The following is a 17585-nucleotide window of genomic DNA, read 5'->3' as shown; positions in this document are numbered from 1 at the left end:
AGCTAATTTCGTAAGCTAATTATCAATAATAAAAGTCTCCTTTGCTAATTTGAACTATCTCAGATGTAGATATAGTCCAGATTTTACCTAGTTCCTTGTTCTCGACCTCAAGGCGATCGCCATCGAGCTTGTTGACAATAGCGCCATACCGTTTACCGTTTTTTAGCTCAAAAATGACATGAGAGCCGACATTTAAGATAGCTGTTTCAGGTTTTGAGCTTTCGATAATGGGATTGCTATTTTTGCCTTTGGACAGCTCAGAAGCTGCACTGAGCATAGCATCTGAGAGATGCTTAAGAATTATGGCGGCGATTTCCGTAAGCTCAGACATTTAGCAAGCCTCCAACTGATCGATACTGAAATACTGGGTTACAGCCCATCCATCTCCACCAACAATGGCTTCAGGTGTTTTGTCGCGATCGCAAGATAGTAAATCTCCAACCTTACCTGCTAGAAAATGCGGTGATTTTACGCGAACGCGATCGCCAGCTCTAAGATTTTTTGATTTTTTCTGCGAGTAATTATTAGTGACACCCAAATTTGGTTCACCTTGGTTCATTGGTTCACCAATGGCGTGGTTGTCAGCTTTTTTTGCTTCACCACCAAAATAATTTGGTTCACCAGTCGATTTTGGTTCACCAGCTAAATTATTTGCAGTGTTATTAATTTGGTTCACCAAAAATGAATCAAATAAATTTGGTTCACCGTTTGGTTCATCGGGTAAAAGCCTTTCTATGTCTTGATTTCTTTCTTCAGGTGAACCAAATGAATCAAATTCATAAGAAATTGCAAAATTTATAGATTGAATACCATAGACTAGAAAACCGTGCTTTGTCCTTTGGCTGAAACGCGCTCTTGGAAAGATTTTGGTTAACCCTTGCTTCATCAGTCTTGGTGCTTTTATCCAAGGGTCGAAACGATTGCCATCGTCAAGCCAATCAAATCGCTCTTTACCTTTGTCAGTTGTTTCAACATCCAAAATGCCTTGATCGACATACCAAGATTTAAGGCTTTCATAAAGATCACCAATTTTGATACATCCATCACCCTGTTCTAATTTGATATCAGCCGCCCATCTAATTAGATGACAGCTTGCTTCTTTCGCTTCTTGAATTGCGCCCGCCAAAGGTTTGTAATCGATACCATCTTGCATAAGTCTGACCAGTGCATCTAGTAAGCGATTGAGCAATGATGGACAGACTTGATTTTGAAGAAATTCGGGGTCGTTTTTGAATCGCGGATCGGCGGGTAGTTCGTCTGGTGATTGCGGGTCACTGGTAAATGTTTTGGCAAATTTGACGATCGCATATCTTGATTCAATGGCTTTTTGTGCGCCAACGATTGACGGTGCTTCGTTGCAGTTCAAAAGCACGATACAGGCGGGTTTGATGTCATAGTCATCTACGTTTTTACGTTCGATGTCAATCGGATCACCAGTAAGCACATTTTTAAGAGATTGCAGACTGTCAAGGCTTAAGCGTGAGTGGTTTTCTGATGCCCAATTGATGCGACTGTATTCCAGCTTGGCAAGTGGAAACTTTTTTCCCTCGTCATATTGTTGGAAATCTCGCAGGGAACAACCAGTGATACCACGAGAAAATATTTCAGCGATCGCTTCTCTGAGTGTGTCTTTACCGTTTGAGCCGTCACCTTGCAAAAGTAAACCACGCAGACGATCTGGCATGACTTTACGCACATTTGCCAAGTCGAAACAGGCGGCTATGGTTTTAAGAAATACGTCTCGCTGTGCATCATCAAGCGCAACTAATAAGCGATCGCAAGTTTCATGATCGGCTTTGGGGTCATGTTTGACTTTGGAGCAATAGGTATAAACCAAATTTGGGTGATGGTTTCTGAGTTTCCAAGATGGTTTTTTACCTTCCCATTCAATAGTCAAAACACCATTGGCAAGATTTAACCCTGTGGGATTAACGGTTGTAGGGTCAACACCAAAGCCAACTTTGACCCATTTCATTACAGCGTTGACGCTTTGCTCGTTGGCATATTTGTATGTCCTCTTGTTGGTGCGGTCATCGTAGACCAGAAATTTATTACAAAATTCACTGATGCGACGCTTCTCTACTGGATCGGGACTGGCTTCGTAATGTGTGCCTGTCCAATAATGCAAGGTGTCATTGATGCAAACCCAGTGCTTATCACTAAATAGTTTTTTCTGTGCAATTTGGTTGAAATGCTCAGAAATTGGCGGTTCATCGGGGTCGTATCGGTCTAGATGGATAACTTCTTGCTCTGGTTCCTCTGTGGCGCTTTGCGCCGCCTGTGGATTATCCGCAGCAGTTTGTGGATTATCCGCAGCAGTTTGTGGAATTTCCTCTGAAACAACATCAATAGTATTTTCTGAAACTGATGCTTGGATAAGCATTGCAAGGTATTCATCGCCAAATTCCTTAAAGCCATCGGTGATATCAAACCCGTTTTTGTGGCTTGCGAGCGCTGGTACTGTGCCGATGAATGCGCGATCGCCAATTGCCTCAGCAAGTTTCTTGGCTCCATCCTGTCCAGCCCGTCGCCCTTTGTGATCGGGGTAATCCAAATCATAAAAAATCACGATGCGATCGTATTGGTCCAGGGGAGATAAATCTTTGGGAATGCCACCAGCTCCACAGGTTGCTGAAGCTACATTGATTTGGTTGTCAAAATATTGTTTGTCATACAGTTTTTGCCCTAACAAAAGGGCATCCCATTCACCTTCACAAATCCATAATTCTTTTGCCTCAGTCTTGAGGGTAAAGTACCAGCGTGCGGTAACTGATGGTTGAACCATCGGCACATCGGGGCGATCTGCCTCTGGTAACCATTTGGTAGGGAAATATTTGCCGAGCCATTTGCCCTCTTCGATTTCGTAGGGGATAAAAATGCACGGGTAACATAGCCACTTTTCCCCTTTTTTAAATTTTTTATAAGTAAATCCAATCTTGAAAAACTTAATAGTTGCCTCTTCTAAGCCCCTCTCTGTCAAGTATTGAAGTGCTGACTGTGATTCTGATAGAGAGAATAATAAGCGACTATTACTTTCTACATGCTCGATCGTTTTGTACTCGATAGGCTTTGGCGGCTTGGCTGTAGGGATATAGGTTTTCTCAAGAGGCTTTGCGTCTCCGATTGCCTCTCTGATTTGCTCAGTTGTACAGCCACGATGACAAATATAAGCCCCATGATCCTTTGGTTGAAGTGATACCGATAAATTGTATTTGCGGTATCCTTCCCCCTTTGTCAGTAGGCACGATGGACATATTGCCCTACCTGTTTTGTTGAATTGAACGTGATCAAAGATGGAAAATTTCATAGCTGAAAAAGACTTGGTTGATGGGTGGTGATTCCAAATTTCTTGTCATGGGCGTGTTGGCGACGGTGGCACACGCTGCAAAGTGCGATTAGATTTTCGCGATCGCAATTCATCGGCACATGATCGATGTGGTGAACTGTGAGTGTATGAATAGCCCACTCGCGAATATCTGTTTTATGGGCTTCAGCTACTTCATTAGGTCTAAGGCATTGCTTGCCACATTTCTGGCAAATCCACTCAGCCTCTTGCTTTACTTCAAAAGCAATGATGTCCCAGTCAGGTGGATAAAGTTTGCGGTTCATCGGCATAAGTAAGTTCTCCAAATGCTTTTTAGATGTCGGGATAAAAGAAGCCCAATTTTCCAGAGCAGGGAATGAATGGCACGGTTTTTTGTTCTTCTAATACAAAGGCGAATTCCCCAGTAAACCAACCACTATCGGAATCGGTTACACACGTTGTAAGCTTTGCCTCGCCAATAATGCCGCCGAACTGTAGATCTTTCTTTTCTGGCAAAACAATTTGGGGCAGGAACATATGACACTCTCTGTCCAGCCAGTCCAAAAACTCTTGACATTGCTGATACTCTTTCCTCGTCATGCCTTTGGATGCATGGATGAAAAACTCACCCCTGAAAGTGGTTGACCATGATCGGTTCTCAATGCCTTTGTAGCCATTTGCAATCAACCACGCCCAAGGCTGTCTGATTGATAGAGCTTTTTTTGTTAGTTCCATAGTTTTGATTTGGTAATTAGGCGATCTCGTTGGTTATCTGAGTCCTTTGCCAAGATTTTTAGAGGGGTCGGTGGTGATATCTGCTCTTTGGAAGTACCGAATAAGCTCAGAATGAAGATCGCTTTCATAGCCTTGGTCTACAGTGCCATCACTGCGGATGGTGATATAAACATTGCCTTTAGCAAATGACGGCTTATTTCTATGACAGTAAAACTCAGCTCTAACCTCGCCAACAAATAAATGGCTCCCTTCTTTTTGTCGTGAGCTGATGACCTTCTTAAGCTCCCAGCCGTGAGTACTGCAAAGCTTCAGCATGGTTTTGAGTTGATTCGCGTTTCCTTTGATGTTTTTCATGGATTTCAAAAAATAGTTAGGCGATCGCAATTTCACTCGGTAAATTTGCGATCGCGTTGGTTAGTTGGTTTTGATGCGTCTATTCGCCAAAAGTATTGCTATTGGGAGTTTTGTATATCGCTCTGTGTAAAAGATGCCGCCAAACTCTTTAGGATCGGGGATGATTTCCTCTACCCACACTTCTTTGGGGATAAGCCCATTTCTGACATTGCCAAAAATTGGCGAGTCTAGCCTGTAGTAAGTGTTATAGGGGTTCATGCTGCGATCTCCTGATTCTCGTAATCACTAATCCAAGAAATAGTTTTTTCCCACTCTTCACGGGATAGATCGGCATCACCGATCGCAGTTATTACCCCTATCTCTAGGGCGATCGCTACGAAGCTTGCCTTACGATTTGCGTCAACTCTTGCAAACTCTTTGGGGTCGTCAATGCCTCTAACTAAGGCATTTGCTGAGGCGTTGTAGTTGCTCAAGTGATAGTCAATCTTGAGTGTGTCTAGCTTCTTGGTGCTGTACACACACCTAATAGCAATATCTCCACATCCACAGGGGCAAGGCTCAGGGCAATCGCAGCAAGACTTACCCTCATCGGTATAGGTGATGTAAGCGTGACAATCTGGACATAATTCGTCAGAGGCATAGTCAGTCATGACTTCACCTCAGTGATTTTGCTTTCGATGCGATCGCAACATTCGCGCACAGCTTTTATAAGCTCGGTTTCTGGTATACGTCCATGGTCAAGTTCGTTTTGGAGTATCCAGCCTAAATGCCATACGCTCTGGCAGCCTTTCAGTAAAGCTTTATCTTGTTCTGTTAGTTGAGTTTTCATGACTTCACCTCTTGCACTGGTACGGTGTGCAGGAATGCAAGGCGATCGCCTAACCAACGAACCAAAGCAATCTTGTTTGCTGTCGTCAATGCTTCGATCTCATCTTCAAACCACTTAACAAGCATGAAACCCTGTGCATAAAAGCGTTCGTCAGTTTGAGAGACATTGTAAATAACGTCATAAAGCAAGTTGAAGGTTTGTTTATAGTCCAAGCTGGTAATGAGACTCTCTGCGGATTCTGATAGCTGCAAGCCGTAATAGCAAGCGGGTTGTGGGAATGTCATAGTTGATTAATGCTCCATGTGCAAAATTAGGGGTGAATAGCCTTCATTGATTAGATAGGCGTAGAGACGCTCTAGGGTTTTCTGTAGGAGGTCTGGATCGTGGCGGTTGATTGCGCCTGTGAGTTCGTGGTCACTTGTCCGATAGGTCAATCGGTAAGGCGATAGCCAGATGGTTGCTGTAAGATTGTTTGGTTGCATAGTCTCTAATTGGTTTGGGATAGCTGTGCAAAAACAAAAAAGAAGAGATTGATTGACTAGCGGGAACTAGCGATCGATCTCTTCTTTTTTGGTGAGTTCGTTGATGAAATGGGGATTGTCGATGCAATGGAGAATCATTGCCTCAACCGTCTCGCTTAGGTTTGAGCCTTGGTGGACTACAAAAAGCCGAAGCTTCTTGTCAGTGTCTGGGGATAGCATTGCGGTAACCCGCGCCTTGTCTGTAGTTTGCATAGCTTGTAATTTTTAACAACTTCACTTGCAACTATAAGACTATAAAACTTTAATTGTCAATAGTTACAATATTAGACAACTAGGGTTTTATAAATGTAGACTATTGCAAAGTTATACAAGTTTGCTTGCAAGGTGTGCTTATGAGCGCGCAAGGCGAAAGAGTCTCGATTCTGGTTAAGTTGGCTCGTGGTGATATGAGCCAAAGAGCTTTTGGCGCTGAACTGGGTGTATCTTCCACAGCCGTTCAGCATTGGGAGAATGGCGTTAGTATTCCAGAAACAAAGCATCTATCAGGTATCGCCGCTAGGGCTGGTTACACCTTAGAACAAGCTCAAAACTATCTAGAGTGTGGCGATCTGCCAGAGTCTGATGTTGTCACGCAAATGACAAAGCAAATTAAAAAGCTTTCATTTAAACAAATCGTGCTTATCGACAGGGCTGTAAGTGATAGGTTAGTTGCGATCGCGGAGAGTGCAGGAAGGTAGATGAGTTTATTTCTAGGATTGGTATGTTTTGCGATCGCCGCAGGCACGATATTTTGGGCTTTTCAGGGTAGTTACCGACTAGAAAAACTTATTCAATATTTAGTTTGGGCGGCGATCATACTTTTGTTAGGGTGGATCGCTTTCCTTTTTGCAAACTTCTTGGTATTTTTCGGATTGACGATACCCCAAGGGCTTTTTGTGGTTGTGTCTTCGTCAATATTTTTGATTTTATTAGTGCTAGGAATCAAGTATGAGTTAGATAAAGTCAAGCCTAGTAGCAACAAGGTTTCAAGACGTGAAAACAAGAGAGAGAAAGAACAATACCTGCTATCCCTAATAAGAGATCAAGCCACTTGCGATCGCATTCTTGAAGGACTAAGGAGAAATTACCCGAACAGGTCTAGGCTATGGTTAATCGAAAAGGCTATAGAGGATGTTTTGAGAGATCGGCAATAACAAGAAAGGCGATCGCAGATATTGCGATCGCCTTTCTTAGTCTTCATACCCAAGTAATTGACCCATCGATCTACACTCTCTAGATCGAGTGTCCTCCGTGGCTCTTACAAAACAAAACCTCTTTTTCTTAGGAACTTCGATGACCTCAAAACCCACTGGGTTAACCGAAGATAATTTTGCAGCATCTGCAACCGCATCGTCATAATCCTCATAGATTTTTCCCTCTGGGACACCAGCTACATTACAGCTAACACCTGCATAAGCTTGCATCGTGGATCGGGATGTTTTTCTAATTATGTATTTCATCTCAAAATTATAAAATGCGATCGCTAAAAACTCAAAACTAACCTACCCAAACTATCAGGCACACAATTAAACGGGAAAAGATACCTCATAGTTTGCACCTCAACCGCCTCCACCTCCACAAACTCACGCACAACAATATTCTCATAACGTTCATAGGCAAGTATCGACCCATAGGCAGTCTGAAGCGTTATCTCATCTATTTGACCCTGATCGCCTTGCACAATCTCCACAGACTGCTCAAAAACTTGAGATACATACCTAGACTCAACCAAAACACTCTCTACAGTCTCAATTATCTCAGGTGGGTAATACTGCAAATAGCTCTCTTCCGTCACAAACAAACCGTTTACGCTATAAGCATCAACATTAAAATCCGCAATTATCTGAACACTATTCTTTCTATCTCTATACGGATACTTCCCATAATTCTGATAGTTAAATTGCTTCTCCAACTCATAGAGTTTATAAGTCTCAATGAATAGATTTCGCATCGCGTCATCAATCAGCGTCATAGCGGTATGCTCCAGTCTGGCGACTTCTTAGCCTGTCCGATGGAACTAAAATCCAATCGAATAGGCTTAACAGAAACCTTTTCCATTCCTCCTCTTTTGCCCGTTTTGATATTCTTCTTATCCTTCATTCTCATTCTAGGATTAATGTATTTCTCACAGGCATTAATCACCCGCAATGCCTCAGCATCACTAATCGCATAGACCTGCATTTGAGACCCATCAATACACTCATAAATAGCCATGTGTTCGCCTTTCTGATAAGTAGGCAGAGAGGGTTTACCGTTCTTTCCGCCATTGTAATGAGGTATCTGGAGCTGATAATAGCTAGGCTGCCCATTCTCCCCCTTGGTAGTAGTCTTATACAGAATGATCGCCTGTGGGATTTGTCCGCGTCTGGTTGCCCAATATTCGGGCGTAGTTTGCACCCGATCGGACAGGTCGCATTCGCGGCTACGCATGTCCAATAATTCCTTAAAGCTAGCCTCAGTTTTCGCCTTGTCCTTCGGTAAAACTTGGATCGTAATTTCCTTAGTTTTGGCAACACCTGTGTCAGGGTTGCACCCATCAAAAATACTTACTTTCAAATCCACAAAGCACTTAGCCAAATTCTCACAACTGAATTGACAATCTTTTGGATCTTTAAACCTATCTTGTTGAGTTTGCGGAGTAGCCTTAGTTTGAGCTTGCTCGGCTGCTTTCGCTTGGTTGATTTGCTCCTTCAATTTATCCAAAATATTGGGTGTGCTGACATCATTTTCTTTGCCAGTGTTAACCCCTGTCACCATGATTTTAGAATTATCAGGCAACTTAACGGTTTCATTGGAGCTGCCTTGAGGTGCTCCTAATTTTGGCTCGGCTGGCTTTATTGGTGGAATTGGTACTAAATTCGGAGCGACTGGAGCACTCTGCAAAGGATTCGCTACCGATGGATTTGCAAGATTCTTAAGCCTATCGAGAATCTCTTTATTATCGTCGCTTAACCCATTAACACTATCTTTCAAGGCGTTGAGTTTATCGATTGCATCACCGATCGCAGCAGGGTCGAAATCAAAAGGCAATGCTGATGGTCTGCCGTCATTATTTACTATGTTGATATAAGTATTACCGCTAGGATTGTCGCCTGTGTCTGGCTGTCCATCGGTTCGCTCTATGGATGGGGAAAATCCAATTATAGTTAGTCCACCAGTCCCAGCCGCTAACTGAATCTGCCTTGTTCCCGATCCATCCTGTACTGAGATACTCCAGTTCGTGCCACTGCCGTAAGGTGCGGAAATCCCCCTGAACGGCGCTGTAATAGCAAATCCATTTCTGCTTACAGAGAAAATCGGATTTCCATTTTGGTAGACATCATAAGAAAGATAGAGAGTGTATGGTATCCCTATGCTTTGTCCACCCGACAAAGGCAGATTCGGGCTTGGTATTAGATTATTTGCGCTAGGAAATATAAGGTTTACTAATGGCTGTCCTAGAACGGATAGAGCTAGACCAGCGGCTTTAGCATAAGGATTTGGTGCTAACAGCAAAGCTCCACTAGCAGACGCAACTGCTGCTTGCGCTAAAGAATTGGTATCTGGATTGCGAACTGCATTAGCTAAAGAACCACCTACACTGATGGCGACAGAAGCAGCCGCCACGGCTCCACCAGCTTTATTGAGAGCATTATTTACTTTGTCGGCACTTGGGAAGGAGATGGGAGAGGTTAATGCATTATTTACCCTTTGTGTTAGGGGGACTGGTGGGGTATTTACTTGAGGGATGGGTGTGTTAGGGATTGGTGCTGTTTGAGTGGTGGGGATACGCTGATTATTGAGAGTATCAATCAGATTTTGAGCTTGCGCTGGACTAGGTTTAGTATTCGGAATGTTTGGTGCTTGGCGCAATAATCCATTGTCACTCGGCACTGGCGGCGGTGAATATGGCACAGACCCGCCATTAAGCGCCCTCTCCAACGCTCTGAGCTGTGGTGAATTTGGTACAGATCCACCATTAAGCGACCTCTCTAATGCTCTGAGCTGTGCTGCTGATAGGGTTGCTGGTACAGTCTCTGCCATCTTTTTTCTCCAATAAAATCAATATCTAAACCGCCACAATCTCGCCACCTGTGGCACTCTTGCCTAGCAACTGTATTTCATTAACAGATACATAGATACTTCCATTGTTAAAAACAAATAAATACTGGCTAGAACTTGCACTGTTAGATAGATTGATACTGCCTTGCAAATTTGGGAATGTAAACGACTGAATGAGATTTGCGCTATCGATCGCATTACCCAAATAAATATCTACGGTACTAGGGGTATTATATCCACCATTAAATTGCCCAAGCCAGTAATTAATACTGGATAGGATTACTAGATCAGCAAATGTAGCAATCAGCCCAAATTTGCCATTAGTAGATCCTCCACTCCATGTAACACCCCTAGATGTATCTCCATCGTTAATTTTAGAAACTATATCAGAGCCTTGATAGCCATACGATTCTAGATTTGTTGGTGTATACGATTTAATGCTTGCCGTGCTTTCTACGGATTCTGGCAGCCAATTATTAACCGTTCTGGATCTAAACCCAGTAATCCATAGTCCATCACCAATATAGATTAATTGGATAGAAGAATAAGGCTTAAGGATTAGCCCTGTATCGCTTCCTGAAGGCGTTTGAGTTGCAAGATTGAGAATGGTTTGAGAAGTGTTTTGAAATACCTTTGTACTAAAATTACCCGTTGCAATCTTGATATCATCGCCAACAATTGGCGATACAGGTAAGACATGAACTAAGTCGGGCAAAATCGCCAGATACTTCTTATTGCTCTCAAGCATCGCATTCGCGGATAGAGCAATGAAGTTTTGAGAGCCACTGCTACTCGGCAAATCGGCTGTCAGAACATAGTCGGCAAGGGCAGTTGCTAGACTAGATTCAGTGACATAATTCGATAAATCTGGAAGTTGCGATACTAAAGCATAATCACTTAATGCCGTCGCTAGTTGGGATGCACTGACATAATTCGATAAATCTGGCAGCTCGGTTTTAAGAGCATAAGCAGATAAGTCAATTTCACCACTGCCTGACTCAGTGGAGACATACAACTTCAAGGTGTAATCATCAATCAGTCGATTTGATGGAATAAAAATGAATGTCTCGCACTCTGACAAATCTAGATTGATCGTTTGACGTTGCGACACAATTGGATAAGGTTTTGAGCGCTTTGCGCTAGCATCAATCTGGTATAAGAAACCTAGCAAGATTGGATAAGCCAAGCTGTCAGAAAGCCCTGTAACGAGTGTTTCGATATAAGCTTTACGGAGACTGCTTAGAGTGTTTGCAATCTCAATATTGCCATCAGCAAACTCGTGATCAGCATTCCAAATGTTTGTAAATAAAGTCATAGATTTTAGTGTTTATAGTTCGATTTTTACTGTTAGCTATTAAATCCATTGCTTGCTACAGCGTCACCGATTTCTTCAGTAGCTAGCCATTCTTTCGTATTACCATCCCGCCCAAAATCGTCGTCAACAGTAAGGTAAACCGAGTAAAGATTAGTCCGCTTGCCATTGCCAGCTTTAAAAGTATTCTTTTGCACTCTCATTACGGGGGCTGCATTCTTTACAGGGTAGAACTCTGAAGTTCCGTACAAATCCCACAGAATCTCAAAAGCCCATGCAATATTTCTTTCCACTGTATCGACATTGTCTGGTAAACGATGCTGAGTACTACTAGGCACACCTGTGCGAACGATTGCAGTCATGAAAACTACCTAAATTTACTGCCTAAATATTAGGCTTTTAAAATTTTTTTCGGCAACTCGAAAGAGAAGCCTTGCACCCTAGGGTCAAAGGCTTCTCTTAAAGCTTAAAAGCCTTGCCCAGTTTGTGTTTACGATTTGCCGAACAATTTCAAATCCTTCTAATTTAGATACATCCATTAAGTCAATTATCAACGGATAAAAACCCATGACTGCATATGTCCCTACTGGTTCGGATCTAGACTCTACAACTTTATCAAGTGCCTTTGTAGAAGCTGTCCGCAAATTGAACGAAGCCGAAAAGACTCGCAACGCGGCTAACTCTAGCCAAGCTCCTAAAAACAACGTCACCATGTCGGCTGACTTTGACGGCAATTCCTATTCGATCAACGTAGCTCTTCCAATTGCCGAAACAATCTCAACGGCAGGCGCATCGGTTATCACTGCGTCTGATTACCTTGGCTCTACCTATTCCGCCTTTACAGTTGGCACAGGCGACGCAAAATCTACAACCAAGATGGGTGTAGTTTTGGAACTCGCTCAAAAGCTAAGTGCTGCTGAGAAGACTGTCACACCTGAAAGCGATCAGCCTACAAACATCACTGTTGAAATCTCCCTTGAGACTCGCATTGCAACCATCGCCGCACAGATTCCATTTACCCCTGCGTTTGGTGATGCTGGTGAGGTCACCTTGACCGCTCTTGACTACGTTTAGAACCCAATTCGATAGATAGAGTCCCCAATTGACCCTATCTATCGAATTATCAAAAACTATTTGTATAGGAAATAAAAACTATGGCTGGTAAAAGACCTGCTACTGGTAGACGGTTACCGCTTGTGTTTGGTTCTAAGAAAATCAAGCGAGCTGGCAAAGATGTCACCATTCAATTAATTGCAAAGATTCCTGAATCGACGATCAAGGCACTTGACATCAAACTCAAGCCTGCTACTGAAGCGAAAACAGTACCCAAACTAGTCAAAGACAAGAAGGGGCGCTTGTACTTGCCTAGGTCAGGCGGCACAGGGTCAGGCAAGAGATCCATGCAATGCAGTGCTGATGGGGTTGCGTGGTATTCAGTTGTGATTCCCACGAATTGCAGCTATGGACTAGCTAAAACTGTTTTGGCGAAAAACTCTAAGGCGATCGTTTTCAAAACTCCCGCTGGATCGGCTCAAATTTTGGGTGATTCCAAGAAATTAAAAGCCAAGCCTGCGGCTAAAAAATCCCCTACAGCTAAGAAATAGCCCGAATTAATCTCTATAAACAACAATGAACACAAGACTTTTGCACCGATCAACTATTAATTTCGCGCTTAAACGTGAAGTAATTCTACCGATGCAAATGACTGCTCAAAACTTGGTTATAGAGATTAATTCTTTGTCAAAACTAAGAAGTAATTCTGTATTTTTCGGCAATTTTCAACCACTGTTTTTTATTCGTGAAGTTGGCTTTGTTGATGGTCAAAATCAACAATTAAAACTTACAAAAAACCTAGTCAAAATTGATAGTTCTCAGGCTGTCAACTATCGATTAAAGTTGATTCCTTACAGGCAAATCAATACTCAGTGTCAGGTTGTAATTCACGAAATTCTATTACCTGAAGGAGTTCTAGTTGCTAATCTAAACGACAATTTATTCATAGGAAGTATATAAGCTATGCCCCCACTTATAATCGAAGCCACTCTAGCCTTAGCAATCATAGCCAGTGCGGTAAAGGTAACTGTATCAATCAGCAGTATCCAACAAAGCCAAAAGGTAGCACAGGCTGAAGTATTGGGAGAAATCAAAGTGATCCATAAAGATATCCAGTCCTTGAAAGACGATACTAAGGATTTGAAAGCGGAAGTAAAGGAGAATCGTAAACATAGATACTCAGATAGAATCGATTAAATCCTTGGGGACAACGATATTTTCTAGTTTGTATCTAAGTTTGAAGAAGTTGGCTTTGCCAAGAGAAATTGGTGGAATCCGAGCAGGTTTTAAATAAGAGTTGTGAGCTTTATCGCTGTAGGTTTTAAAACTTGCCATCAACAACAACAGGTACTCGACTTCATCTTCATCTAGTTCTTCGATCGCTATGGCTTTCGCCACTGGTTTAGTTAACGCAATTTGCTGTTTATTTGGTTTTCTAGTTTTTGCGATTGTCCCCATTAAAATAAGTCCTATAACGAGATTGCTAGTCTCATTATAGGACTTATTTTAAGTCTTGTCATCTATTTTTGATTACTGTTCAGAATACTAAAACCCTTTTGCAGCAAGCATTTCGGGCAACCGTTGGATATTTACGTAAGCTAAACTATAAATCTTAAATTCGTAAGCTAGTTTTAGTTAGTGATAGGGACTTCTGATAGATATGATATGAGCAGCCCCCCATGAGTAATCCCGAATCAAGATAAAATTTGGCGACTGAAACTATTGCTAATTAAGTCTTTAAGCATTAGCGTAACTGTAGTTTCTATAGGGATGCTCATCCCATCCCATTGCTAACTAAAAACACAACATTCAATAAACATGAAAAAATATCTTTCCTTTGCAGTTAGTTTGGTTTTATTTGCTGTAAGTGCTTGTACCCCATCTACAACCGAAACCGCAAGTTCATCAAAATCAGCAACTCCAAGCAATTCATCCGATCAAGCTAAAAATACAGATTCTAAACCTGAACCCTCAGCTACAAATGGTTGGCAAGACTACAATTCAGAGTCTGGGAAATTCAGCGTGCAAATGCCAACTAAACCACAAGAACAGTCTCAAGAAAAGAAGACTGAAGTTGGTGCAGTCAAGATAAATATGGCAATATCTGAGTCCAATACTTCAGCCTATATGGTTAGCTATAATGACTACCCAGCAAAATTTACTGACTCTGAGCTCCAAGAAAGGATCAATCTAGGTGCGAAAGGTTTTATTACTGGGAGCATTAAAGGCAAAATCAATTCTTCCAAAGAGTCTAAACTTGGCGAATCGCCATGCCTAGATTTCGATGGTACTGGGAAGATTCAATCGATTGATGCAACTGCAAAAGGACGAATTTGTATTGCAGATAATATTCGTCTCTATCAGGTAGTTGTAGTAGCTCCTTCAGACAAATTCTCGCAAGCCGATGCTGATCGCTTTATTTCATCATTTAAAATCAAAAAATGATGATGATGATTAATTTTAGAGGTGCAAAGCACCTCTAAAATTAATCATCATCATCATCGTCGTCTTGCTTCTTTGGGTTATCCAAATTAGGTTTAACACGAACCTGTTCATCAATTGGCTCGGCAGGAGGAGTTTCACTAGGACTTGGTTGGATTGGAACGGATTTGTCAATATTGGCTGGAGTTTGACTAGAACTTGGTTGCTTTGGAACGGATTTGTCAATACTGGCTGGAGGAGTTTGACTAGGGCTTGGTTGGATTGGAACGGATTTGTCAATACTGGCTGGAGGAGTTTGACTGAGACTTGATTGTCCTGGGACGAGCTTGTCAATAACTGTTTGGGTAGGCAATGGAGCATCGAAGCTTCGCAATAATTCACTGGTTTTAGAAATTTCTTTCCACTCATTGAGTGTCAAACGACGAACAACAGGAGGTGTTGTGGAGTTAGGCTTAACAATTATTTCTTCACCTGTTAACAAAATAATTTCTTTGGACTGATTAGCTAACTTAACTACTACTGTCCCCTCCCAAGAAAAAAACCTAATTCCCTTACTAATATCTTTAGGAATTTCAACAAAGACTGTTGTCCCTCGAATTGCGGCTGTGGCATAGGCTGTAGATATTTCAATTGGCACTGTTAATCCTGGTTTCACCCAAGTAATCATCTTGCCCTCAGTCAGATTAAGTTGATTGTTGGGTTTAATCTGTACTATTGAATCTCCTCCAATCCGAAATCCTATCCCATTATTAAATTCAATTTGAGTTTTCCCTTTTCCTTGTGTGCGGACAGTATCCGCTACATGTAAACCCATTCCAACTTTAGCATCGATTTCTTTAGTATCTTTCTTTGATATTACTGATACTGGCTTTGCTTCAACTAGTGATACTTTCGCGATCGCTTGTTCTTGAACTACTATGGGCTTAGGCGTAGCATTAGTTACTGGAGCAGTAGGTGCAGGAGTTGGTTGAGATTCGCAACTAAATAGTGCGATCGCTATAGCAGGCATTAACAAAGAACGTTTCATGAGAACATCTCATCTAAAATTTAGAATAAATTCTAAATAGATGTTTGCATAGTCACAAAAACTAGGCAAGTGTATTTTATGCTTAATGTCAAAATCTTTACTTTGTAAGCACTTGATTGATTTTTAAATTCAAATCTCTATTTCGATTTTGCCTGAGCCATTGCAAAATGAGCAGTTTTCTTCGCGTTGAATTTCTCCAGAGCAATCACGAATTGATATATAGCCTTTGCCTTCGCAGGGGTGGCAAGATTTAGTTGTTTGAGTAGTAGATAAAATGCGATCGCCTTCTGTATTTATTTGCATTGTTATTTGCGCAATTTTTGGCATATTTAGAAATCCAAGCTAAAAAGGCTCTCTGCAATATTGATATTGCTCTGGTACAGGTCGAATAATTATCTTTGCTCCTAATTTACTTGGGGCGCAAGGATTATGGTTTGGCTCACAGCTAGCAAACCAATACACATTATAAATCTCTAACCCTTCATTTCCATCTTTTACCCAAGCTTGCAATATTACGCCCCCAAGATACTCATAAGAAAAATGCGATCGCAATATTGAGCAAGCTTCAGGATCATTGAGGATTATAGATTGGTCATCCTCCCAATTATAAAGTCTCGCCCCATCATCATCTAGCCATAACAATCCCGAAAGCAAAAATACATCGTTGGTCTTTACCTTAAGCTTTTCACGATTAATAAAGTTGCTAACTGATAATACTATTGTCACGGCTTTTTACATTTGAGGTCGATTGTCATAATTAGAATTGCGGCTATTCGATATATAGGTAACTATTAAGTACAGAAGCCCTAATAACCCAGCTCCAAAAATTAATCCTTGAGACAATGGCGAGTTAAAGGTATATAGCGGATGATTTTCTAGAGCCTTATGCAATCCAGCATGAACAATCAAGAATATCGCAAATACAATTCTTGACCATTCTTTAACCCTCGTGTTTTCGTTAAAGCCTAACCAGAAAATGATTGCGAAGAATGGAACATGGATAGCAACAAAAGAAGTTGCAGCTATTTGCTCTGGCAAACTGTTCAATATATAAAGCAAATGCCACTCAGATTGGGTTACAGCATCTAGCTCATGGGTGGAGAGTGTCGCTAAACCTAAATTAAACAGCAGATTTTTAATGGGCATTGGCTGGCTCACGGACGGACTGAAGAAACTTGATTAGTTCTTTTATGGTTGGAAAATCGCGAAGATTATTAATATTTTCTTCGGCTAATTGATTAATGATTTCAGTGCGATTTCGTACTTTCTCAGATTTAGCCAACAATTGCTCTAACACCTTACGTGGTTGCGAAGCCGCCAAACTAAGCTCATCTTGAGACGGAGTATACCCCAGTAATTTTGACAGCAATTGAATATCTTGGAAAAAGATAGCTTCTATCTCAGGTACAAAAAGTATCACTTTTACAGGAGTGTTGACTGAAACGCTCTCAATTATCTCTGTCGTCTCTCTAATACGTATTTGGACTAATTCTGGCACGGTTGAATCTGAATCAACAACTATGGCAACAGGTGTTTGCCTACGAACAACTAGAGAACGTGCAATCGATTTCACAGAAGACATTCCGCCACCAACAACGATTTCTACTTGATTTAGAGATATTTCTGGTAGAACAGCTTTAAGTAGTTGTTTGTCGTCAATCCCTTCACAGATAATATATGCAATCATGGAATATTCCTCGTTGTAATGTTGTAATCAGGTAGTCCATCTTCTATACATACACGATATTTTAGAATTAATAGTTCACAGATTTTTTCATTGTCTAACGCATACTCTATCTCATTGCCATCCCATAGTAAGATCGCTTGCGGCGACAAAAAACGTGAAAGAGTACGGGCTGGATCTGTAAACCCAGTTCTACTAAGGAATGAAAAATAAATAACTTGTGCAAATTAGGATAAGCTCAGACAAAGAGAAAAAAGGAATAATTTTGGGTTATTACAGCGAA

Annotated in this window: 28 protein-coding genes; 8 read left to right on the top strand and 20 right to left on the bottom strand. The window is 41.5% G+C overall.

Going from position 1 to position 17585, the window contains the following annotated elements; translation table 11 throughout:
* Positions 1 to 22: 22 nt before the first annotated feature.
* From CQ839_RS11500 to CQ839_RS11480, 5 genes are all read right to left on the bottom strand, one after another.
* Positions 23 to 331 (bottom strand): hypothetical protein, encoded by a 309-nt coding sequence (locus CQ839_RS11500; protein ID WP_103668426.1) that lies wholly within the window; start codon positions 329 to 331, stop codon positions 23 to 25.
* The gene (locus tag CQ839_RS11495; protein WP_103668425.1) at positions 332 to 3307 is read right to left on the bottom strand and encodes a DUF5906 domain-containing protein; all 2976 of its coding nucleotides are present in this window, start codon (positions 3305 to 3307) and stop codon (positions 332 to 334) included.
* Entirely contained in the window at positions 3304 to 3615 is a 312-nt protein-coding gene (locus CQ839_RS11490) for an HNH endonuclease (RefSeq protein WP_103668424.1), read from the bottom strand. The genes CQ839_RS11495 and CQ839_RS11490 overlap by 4 nt, the downstream gene beginning before the upstream one ends.
* A 22-nt stretch (positions 3616 to 3637) precedes the next feature.
* Entirely contained in the window at positions 3638 to 3841 is a 204-nt protein-coding gene (locus tag CQ839_RS26020) for a hypothetical protein (RefSeq protein WP_374937742.1), read from the bottom strand.
* Positions 3842 to 4072: 231 nt separating this feature from the next.
* Positions 4073 to 4354 carry a hypothetical protein gene (locus CQ839_RS11480; protein WP_181016182.1) on the bottom strand — a complete coding sequence of 94 codons (282 nt, stop codon included), beginning with the start codon at positions 4352 to 4354 and terminating at the stop codon, positions 4073 to 4075.
* Between CQ839_RS11480 and CQ839_RS25120 the strand changes: the two genes are divergently transcribed.
* Positions 4331 to 4624 (top strand): hypothetical protein, encoded by a 294-nt coding sequence (locus CQ839_RS25120; protein WP_181016181.1) that lies wholly within the window; start codon positions 4331 to 4333, stop codon positions 4622 to 4624. The genes CQ839_RS11480 and CQ839_RS25120 overlap by 24 nt on opposite strands.
* Before the next feature lie 23 nt (positions 4625 to 4647).
* Here the strand turns inward: CQ839_RS25120 and CQ839_RS11470 are convergent, their stop codons facing one another.
* The 5 genes from CQ839_RS11470 to CQ839_RS11450 form a co-directional block, all read right to left on the bottom strand.
* Positions 4648 to 5043 carry a hypothetical protein gene (locus CQ839_RS11470; protein WP_103668420.1) on the bottom strand — a complete coding sequence of 132 codons (396 nt, stop codon included), beginning with the start codon at positions 5041 to 5043 and terminating at the stop codon, positions 4648 to 4650.
* Complete coding sequence (locus CQ839_RS11465) at positions 5040 to 5222, bottom strand: hypothetical protein (RefSeq protein ID WP_103668419.1); 183 nt, start codon at positions 5220 to 5222, stop codon at positions 5040 to 5042. Before CQ839_RS11465 ends, CQ839_RS11470 begins: the two co-directional genes overlap by 4 nt.
* Entirely contained in the window at positions 5219 to 5506 is a 288-nt protein-coding gene (locus CQ839_RS11460; protein ID WP_103668418.1) for a hypothetical protein, read from the bottom strand. Before CQ839_RS11460 ends, CQ839_RS11465 begins: the two co-directional genes overlap by 4 nt.
* A gap of 6 nt (positions 5507 to 5512) precedes the next feature.
* Entirely contained in the window at positions 5513 to 5704 is a 192-nt protein-coding gene (locus tag CQ839_RS11455) for a hypothetical protein (RefSeq protein ID WP_103668417.1), read from the bottom strand.
* 66 nt (positions 5705 to 5770) lie between these two features.
* Positions 5771 to 5956 carry a hypothetical protein gene (locus CQ839_RS11450; RefSeq protein ID WP_103668416.1) on the bottom strand — a complete coding sequence of 62 codons (186 nt, stop codon included), beginning with the start codon at positions 5954 to 5956 and terminating at the stop codon, positions 5771 to 5773.
* A gap of 140 nt (positions 5957 to 6096) precedes the next feature.
* On the opposite strand from CQ839_RS11450, the gene CQ839_RS11445 reads away from it, so the two are divergent.
* A complete protein-coding gene (locus CQ839_RS11445) occupies positions 6097 to 6441 on the top strand; it encodes a helix-turn-helix transcriptional regulator (RefSeq protein WP_103668415.1) in 345 nt (114 codons plus the stop codon).
* Positions 6442 to 6897, top strand: coding sequence for a hypothetical protein (locus tag CQ839_RS11440; protein WP_103668414.1), 456 nt, complete (start codon positions 6442 to 6444; stop codon positions 6895 to 6897).
* Positions 6898 to 7226: 329 nt separating this feature from the next.
* Here CQ839_RS11440 and CQ839_RS11430 read toward each other — a convergent pair whose 3' ends face one another.
* The 4 genes from CQ839_RS11430 to CQ839_RS11415 are packed head-to-tail and all read right to left on the bottom strand — an operon-like array spanning position 7227 to position 11458.
* The gene (locus CQ839_RS11430) at positions 7227 to 7715 is read right to left on the bottom strand and encodes a hypothetical protein (protein ID WP_103668412.1); all 489 of its coding nucleotides are present in this window, start codon (positions 7713 to 7715) and stop codon (positions 7227 to 7229) included.
* Positions 7712 to 9766, bottom strand: coding sequence for a hypothetical protein (locus CQ839_RS11425; protein ID WP_103668411.1), 2055 nt, complete (start codon positions 9764 to 9766; stop codon positions 7712 to 7714). Before CQ839_RS11425 ends, CQ839_RS11430 begins: the two co-directional genes overlap by 4 nt.
* 25 nt (positions 9767 to 9791) lie before the next feature.
* On the bottom strand, positions 9792 to 11099 hold the full coding sequence (locus tag CQ839_RS11420; RefSeq protein ID WP_103668410.1) for a hypothetical protein: 1308 nt from the start codon (positions 11097 to 11099) through the stop codon (positions 9792 to 9794).
* 32 nt (positions 11100 to 11131) lie between these two features.
* Positions 11132 to 11458: a hypothetical protein gene (locus CQ839_RS11415; RefSeq protein ID WP_103668409.1), complete on the bottom strand. Its 327-nt coding sequence runs from the start codon at positions 11456 to 11458 to the stop codon at positions 11132 to 11134.
* 205 nt (positions 11459 to 11663) lie between these two features.
* Here CQ839_RS11415 and CQ839_RS11410 point away from each other — a divergent pair, with 205 nt between their 5' ends.
* The 4 genes from CQ839_RS11410 (at position 11664) to CQ839_RS11395 (ending at position 13346) form a co-directional block, all read left to right on the top strand.
* Complete coding sequence (locus CQ839_RS11410; protein WP_103668408.1) at positions 11664 to 12170, top strand: hypothetical protein; 507 nt, start codon at positions 11664 to 11666, stop codon at positions 12168 to 12170.
* 80 nt (positions 12171 to 12250) lie between these two features.
* A complete protein-coding gene (locus tag CQ839_RS11405; RefSeq protein ID WP_103668407.1) occupies positions 12251 to 12700 on the top strand; it encodes a hypothetical protein in 450 nt (149 codons plus the stop codon).
* A gap of 133 nt (positions 12701 to 12833) precedes the next feature.
* Positions 12834 to 13109 (top strand): hypothetical protein, encoded by a 276-nt coding sequence (locus tag CQ839_RS11400; RefSeq protein WP_181016180.1) that lies wholly within the window; start codon positions 12834 to 12836, stop codon positions 13107 to 13109.
* Between the two features lie 3 nt (positions 13110 to 13112).
* Positions 13113 to 13346 (top strand): hypothetical protein, encoded by a 234-nt coding sequence (locus CQ839_RS11395; RefSeq protein ID WP_103668405.1) that lies wholly within the window; start codon positions 13113 to 13115, stop codon positions 13344 to 13346.
* Here CQ839_RS11395 and CQ839_RS11390 read toward each other — a convergent pair.
* Positions 13329 to 13607 (bottom strand): hypothetical protein, encoded by a 279-nt coding sequence (locus CQ839_RS11390; protein WP_103668404.1) that lies wholly within the window; start codon positions 13605 to 13607, stop codon positions 13329 to 13331. The two genes, CQ839_RS11395 and CQ839_RS11390, sit on opposite strands and share 18 nt — an antisense overlap.
* Positions 13608 to 13967: 360 nt before the next feature.
* Here CQ839_RS11390 and CQ839_RS11385 point away from each other — a divergent pair, with 360 nt between their 5' ends.
* A complete protein-coding gene (locus CQ839_RS11385) occupies positions 13968 to 14594 on the top strand; it encodes a hypothetical protein (RefSeq protein ID WP_103668403.1) in 627 nt (208 codons plus the stop codon).
* Positions 14595 to 14634: 40 nt separating this feature from the next.
* Here CQ839_RS11385 and CQ839_RS11380 read toward each other — a convergent pair whose 3' ends face one another.
* From CQ839_RS11380 to CQ839_RS11360, 5 genes are all read right to left on the bottom strand, one after another.
* On the bottom strand, positions 14635 to 15618 hold the full coding sequence (locus CQ839_RS11380) for a FecR family protein (protein WP_103668402.1): 984 nt from the start codon (positions 15616 to 15618) through the stop codon (positions 14635 to 14637).
* 129 nt (positions 15619 to 15747) lie between these two features.
* Positions 15748 to 15894 carry a molecular chaperone DnaJ gene (locus CQ839_RS11375; RefSeq protein WP_374937743.1) on the bottom strand — a complete coding sequence of 49 codons (147 nt, stop codon included), beginning with the start codon at positions 15892 to 15894 and terminating at the stop codon, positions 15748 to 15750.
* Positions 15895 to 15960: 66 nt separating this feature from the next.
* Entirely contained in the window at positions 15961 to 16344 is a 384-nt protein-coding gene (locus CQ839_RS11370) for a hypothetical protein (protein WP_103668401.1), read from the bottom strand.
* 6 nt (positions 16345 to 16350) lie between these two features.
* Positions 16351 to 16764 carry a DUF6713 family protein gene (locus CQ839_RS11365; protein ID WP_258040701.1) on the bottom strand — a complete coding sequence of 138 codons (414 nt, stop codon included), beginning with the start codon at positions 16762 to 16764 and terminating at the stop codon, positions 16351 to 16353.
* Positions 16754 to 17305 carry a hypothetical protein gene (locus CQ839_RS11360; RefSeq protein WP_103668400.1) on the bottom strand — a complete coding sequence of 184 codons (552 nt, stop codon included), beginning with the start codon at positions 17303 to 17305 and terminating at the stop codon, positions 16754 to 16756. The genes CQ839_RS11365 and CQ839_RS11360 overlap by 11 nt, the downstream gene beginning before the upstream one ends.
* Positions 17306 to 17585 lie beyond the last annotated feature (280 nt).

Origin of the sequence: Pseudanabaena sp. BC1403 (assembly GCF_002914585.1) — a bacterium.
Lineage (GTDB): Bacteria > Cyanobacteriota > Cyanobacteriia > Pseudanabaenales > Pseudanabaenaceae > Pseudanabaena.
The sequence above is the reverse complement of the archived record's forward strand: the minus strand, read 5'-3'. Positions and strand labels throughout refer to the sequence as shown.

Bases quoted from the DNA above. Each gene is read 5' to 3' on its own strand.
- CQ839_RS11445 (WP_103668415.1), top strand. From the start codon at position 6,097: ATGAGCGCGCAAGGCGAAAGAGTCTCGATTCTGGTTAAGTTGGCTCGT.
- CQ839_RS11495 (WP_103668425.1), bottom strand. From the start codon at position 3,307: ATGAAATTTTCCATCTTTGATCACGTTCAATTCAACAAAACAGGTAGG.
- CQ839_RS11405 (WP_103668407.1), top strand. From the start codon at position 12,251: ATGGCTGGTAAAAGACCTGCTACTGGTAGACGGTTACCGCTTGTGTTT.
- CQ839_RS11460 (WP_103668418.1), bottom strand. From the start codon at position 5,506: ATGACATTCCCACAACCCGCTTGCTATTACGGCTTGCAGCTATCAGAA.
- CQ839_RS11470 (WP_103668420.1), bottom strand. From the start codon at position 5,043: ATGACTGACTATGCCTCTGACGAATTATGTCCAGATTGTCACGCTTAC.
- CQ839_RS11450 (WP_103668416.1), bottom strand. From the start codon at position 5,956: ATGCAAACTACAGACAAGGCGCGGGTTACCGCAATGCTATCCCCAGAC.
- CQ839_RS11360 (WP_103668400.1), bottom strand. From the start codon at position 17,305: ATGATTGCATATATTATCTGTGAAGGGATTGACGACAAACAACTACTT.
- CQ839_RS11390 (WP_103668404.1), bottom strand. From the start codon at position 13,607: ATGGGGACAATCGCAAAAACTAGAAAACCAAATAAACAGCAAATTGCG.
- CQ839_RS11490 (WP_103668424.1), bottom strand. From the start codon at position 3,615: ATGCCGATGAACCGCAAACTTTATCCACCTGACTGGGACATCATTGCT.
- CQ839_RS11410 (WP_103668408.1), top strand. From the start codon at position 11,664: ATGACTGCATATGTCCCTACTGGTTCGGATCTAGACTCTACAACTTTA.
- CQ839_RS11425 (WP_103668411.1), bottom strand. From the start codon at position 9,766: ATGGCAGAGACTGTACCAGCAACCCTATCAGCAGCACAGCTCAGAGCA.
- CQ839_RS11415 (WP_103668409.1), bottom strand. From the start codon at position 11,458: ATGACTGCAATCGTTCGCACAGGTGTGCCTAGTAGTACTCAGCATCGT.
- CQ839_RS26020 (WP_374937742.1), bottom strand. From the start codon at position 3,841: ATGTTCCTGCCCCAAATTGTTTTGCCAGAAAAGAAAGATCTACAGTTC.
- CQ839_RS11365 (WP_258040701.1), bottom strand. From the start codon at position 16,764: ATGCCCATTAAAAATCTGCTGTTTAATTTAGGTTTAGCGACACTCTCC.
- CQ839_RS11420 (WP_103668410.1), bottom strand. From the start codon at position 11,099: ATGACTTTATTTACAAACATTTGGAATGCTGATCACGAGTTTGCTGAT.
- CQ839_RS11500 (WP_103668426.1), bottom strand. From the start codon at position 331: ATGTCTGAGCTTACGGAAATCGCCGCCATAATTCTTAAGCATCTCTCA.
- CQ839_RS11380 (WP_103668402.1), bottom strand. From the start codon at position 15,618: ATGAAACGTTCTTTGTTAATGCCTGCTATAGCGATCGCACTATTTAGT.
- CQ839_RS11430 (WP_103668412.1), bottom strand. From the start codon at position 7,715: ATGACGCTGATTGATGACGCGATGCGAAATCTATTCATTGAGACTTAT.
- CQ839_RS11395 (WP_103668405.1), top strand. From the start codon at position 13,113: ATGCCCCCACTTATAATCGAAGCCACTCTAGCCTTAGCAATCATAGCC.
- CQ839_RS11480 (WP_181016182.1), bottom strand. From the start codon at position 4,354: ATGCTGAAGCTTTGCAGTACTCACGGCTGGGAGCTTAAGAAGGTCATC.
- CQ839_RS11455 (WP_103668417.1), bottom strand. From the start codon at position 5,704: ATGCAACCAAACAATCTTACAGCAACCATCTGGCTATCGCCTTACCGA.
- CQ839_RS11465 (WP_103668419.1), bottom strand. From the start codon at position 5,222: ATGAAAACTCAACTAACAGAACAAGATAAAGCTTTACTGAAAGGCTGC.
- CQ839_RS11385 (WP_103668403.1), top strand. From the start codon at position 13,968: ATGAAAAAATATCTTTCCTTTGCAGTTAGTTTGGTTTTATTTGCTGTA.
- CQ839_RS11440 (WP_103668414.1), top strand. From the start codon at position 6,442: ATGAGTTTATTTCTAGGATTGGTATGTTTTGCGATCGCCGCAGGCACG.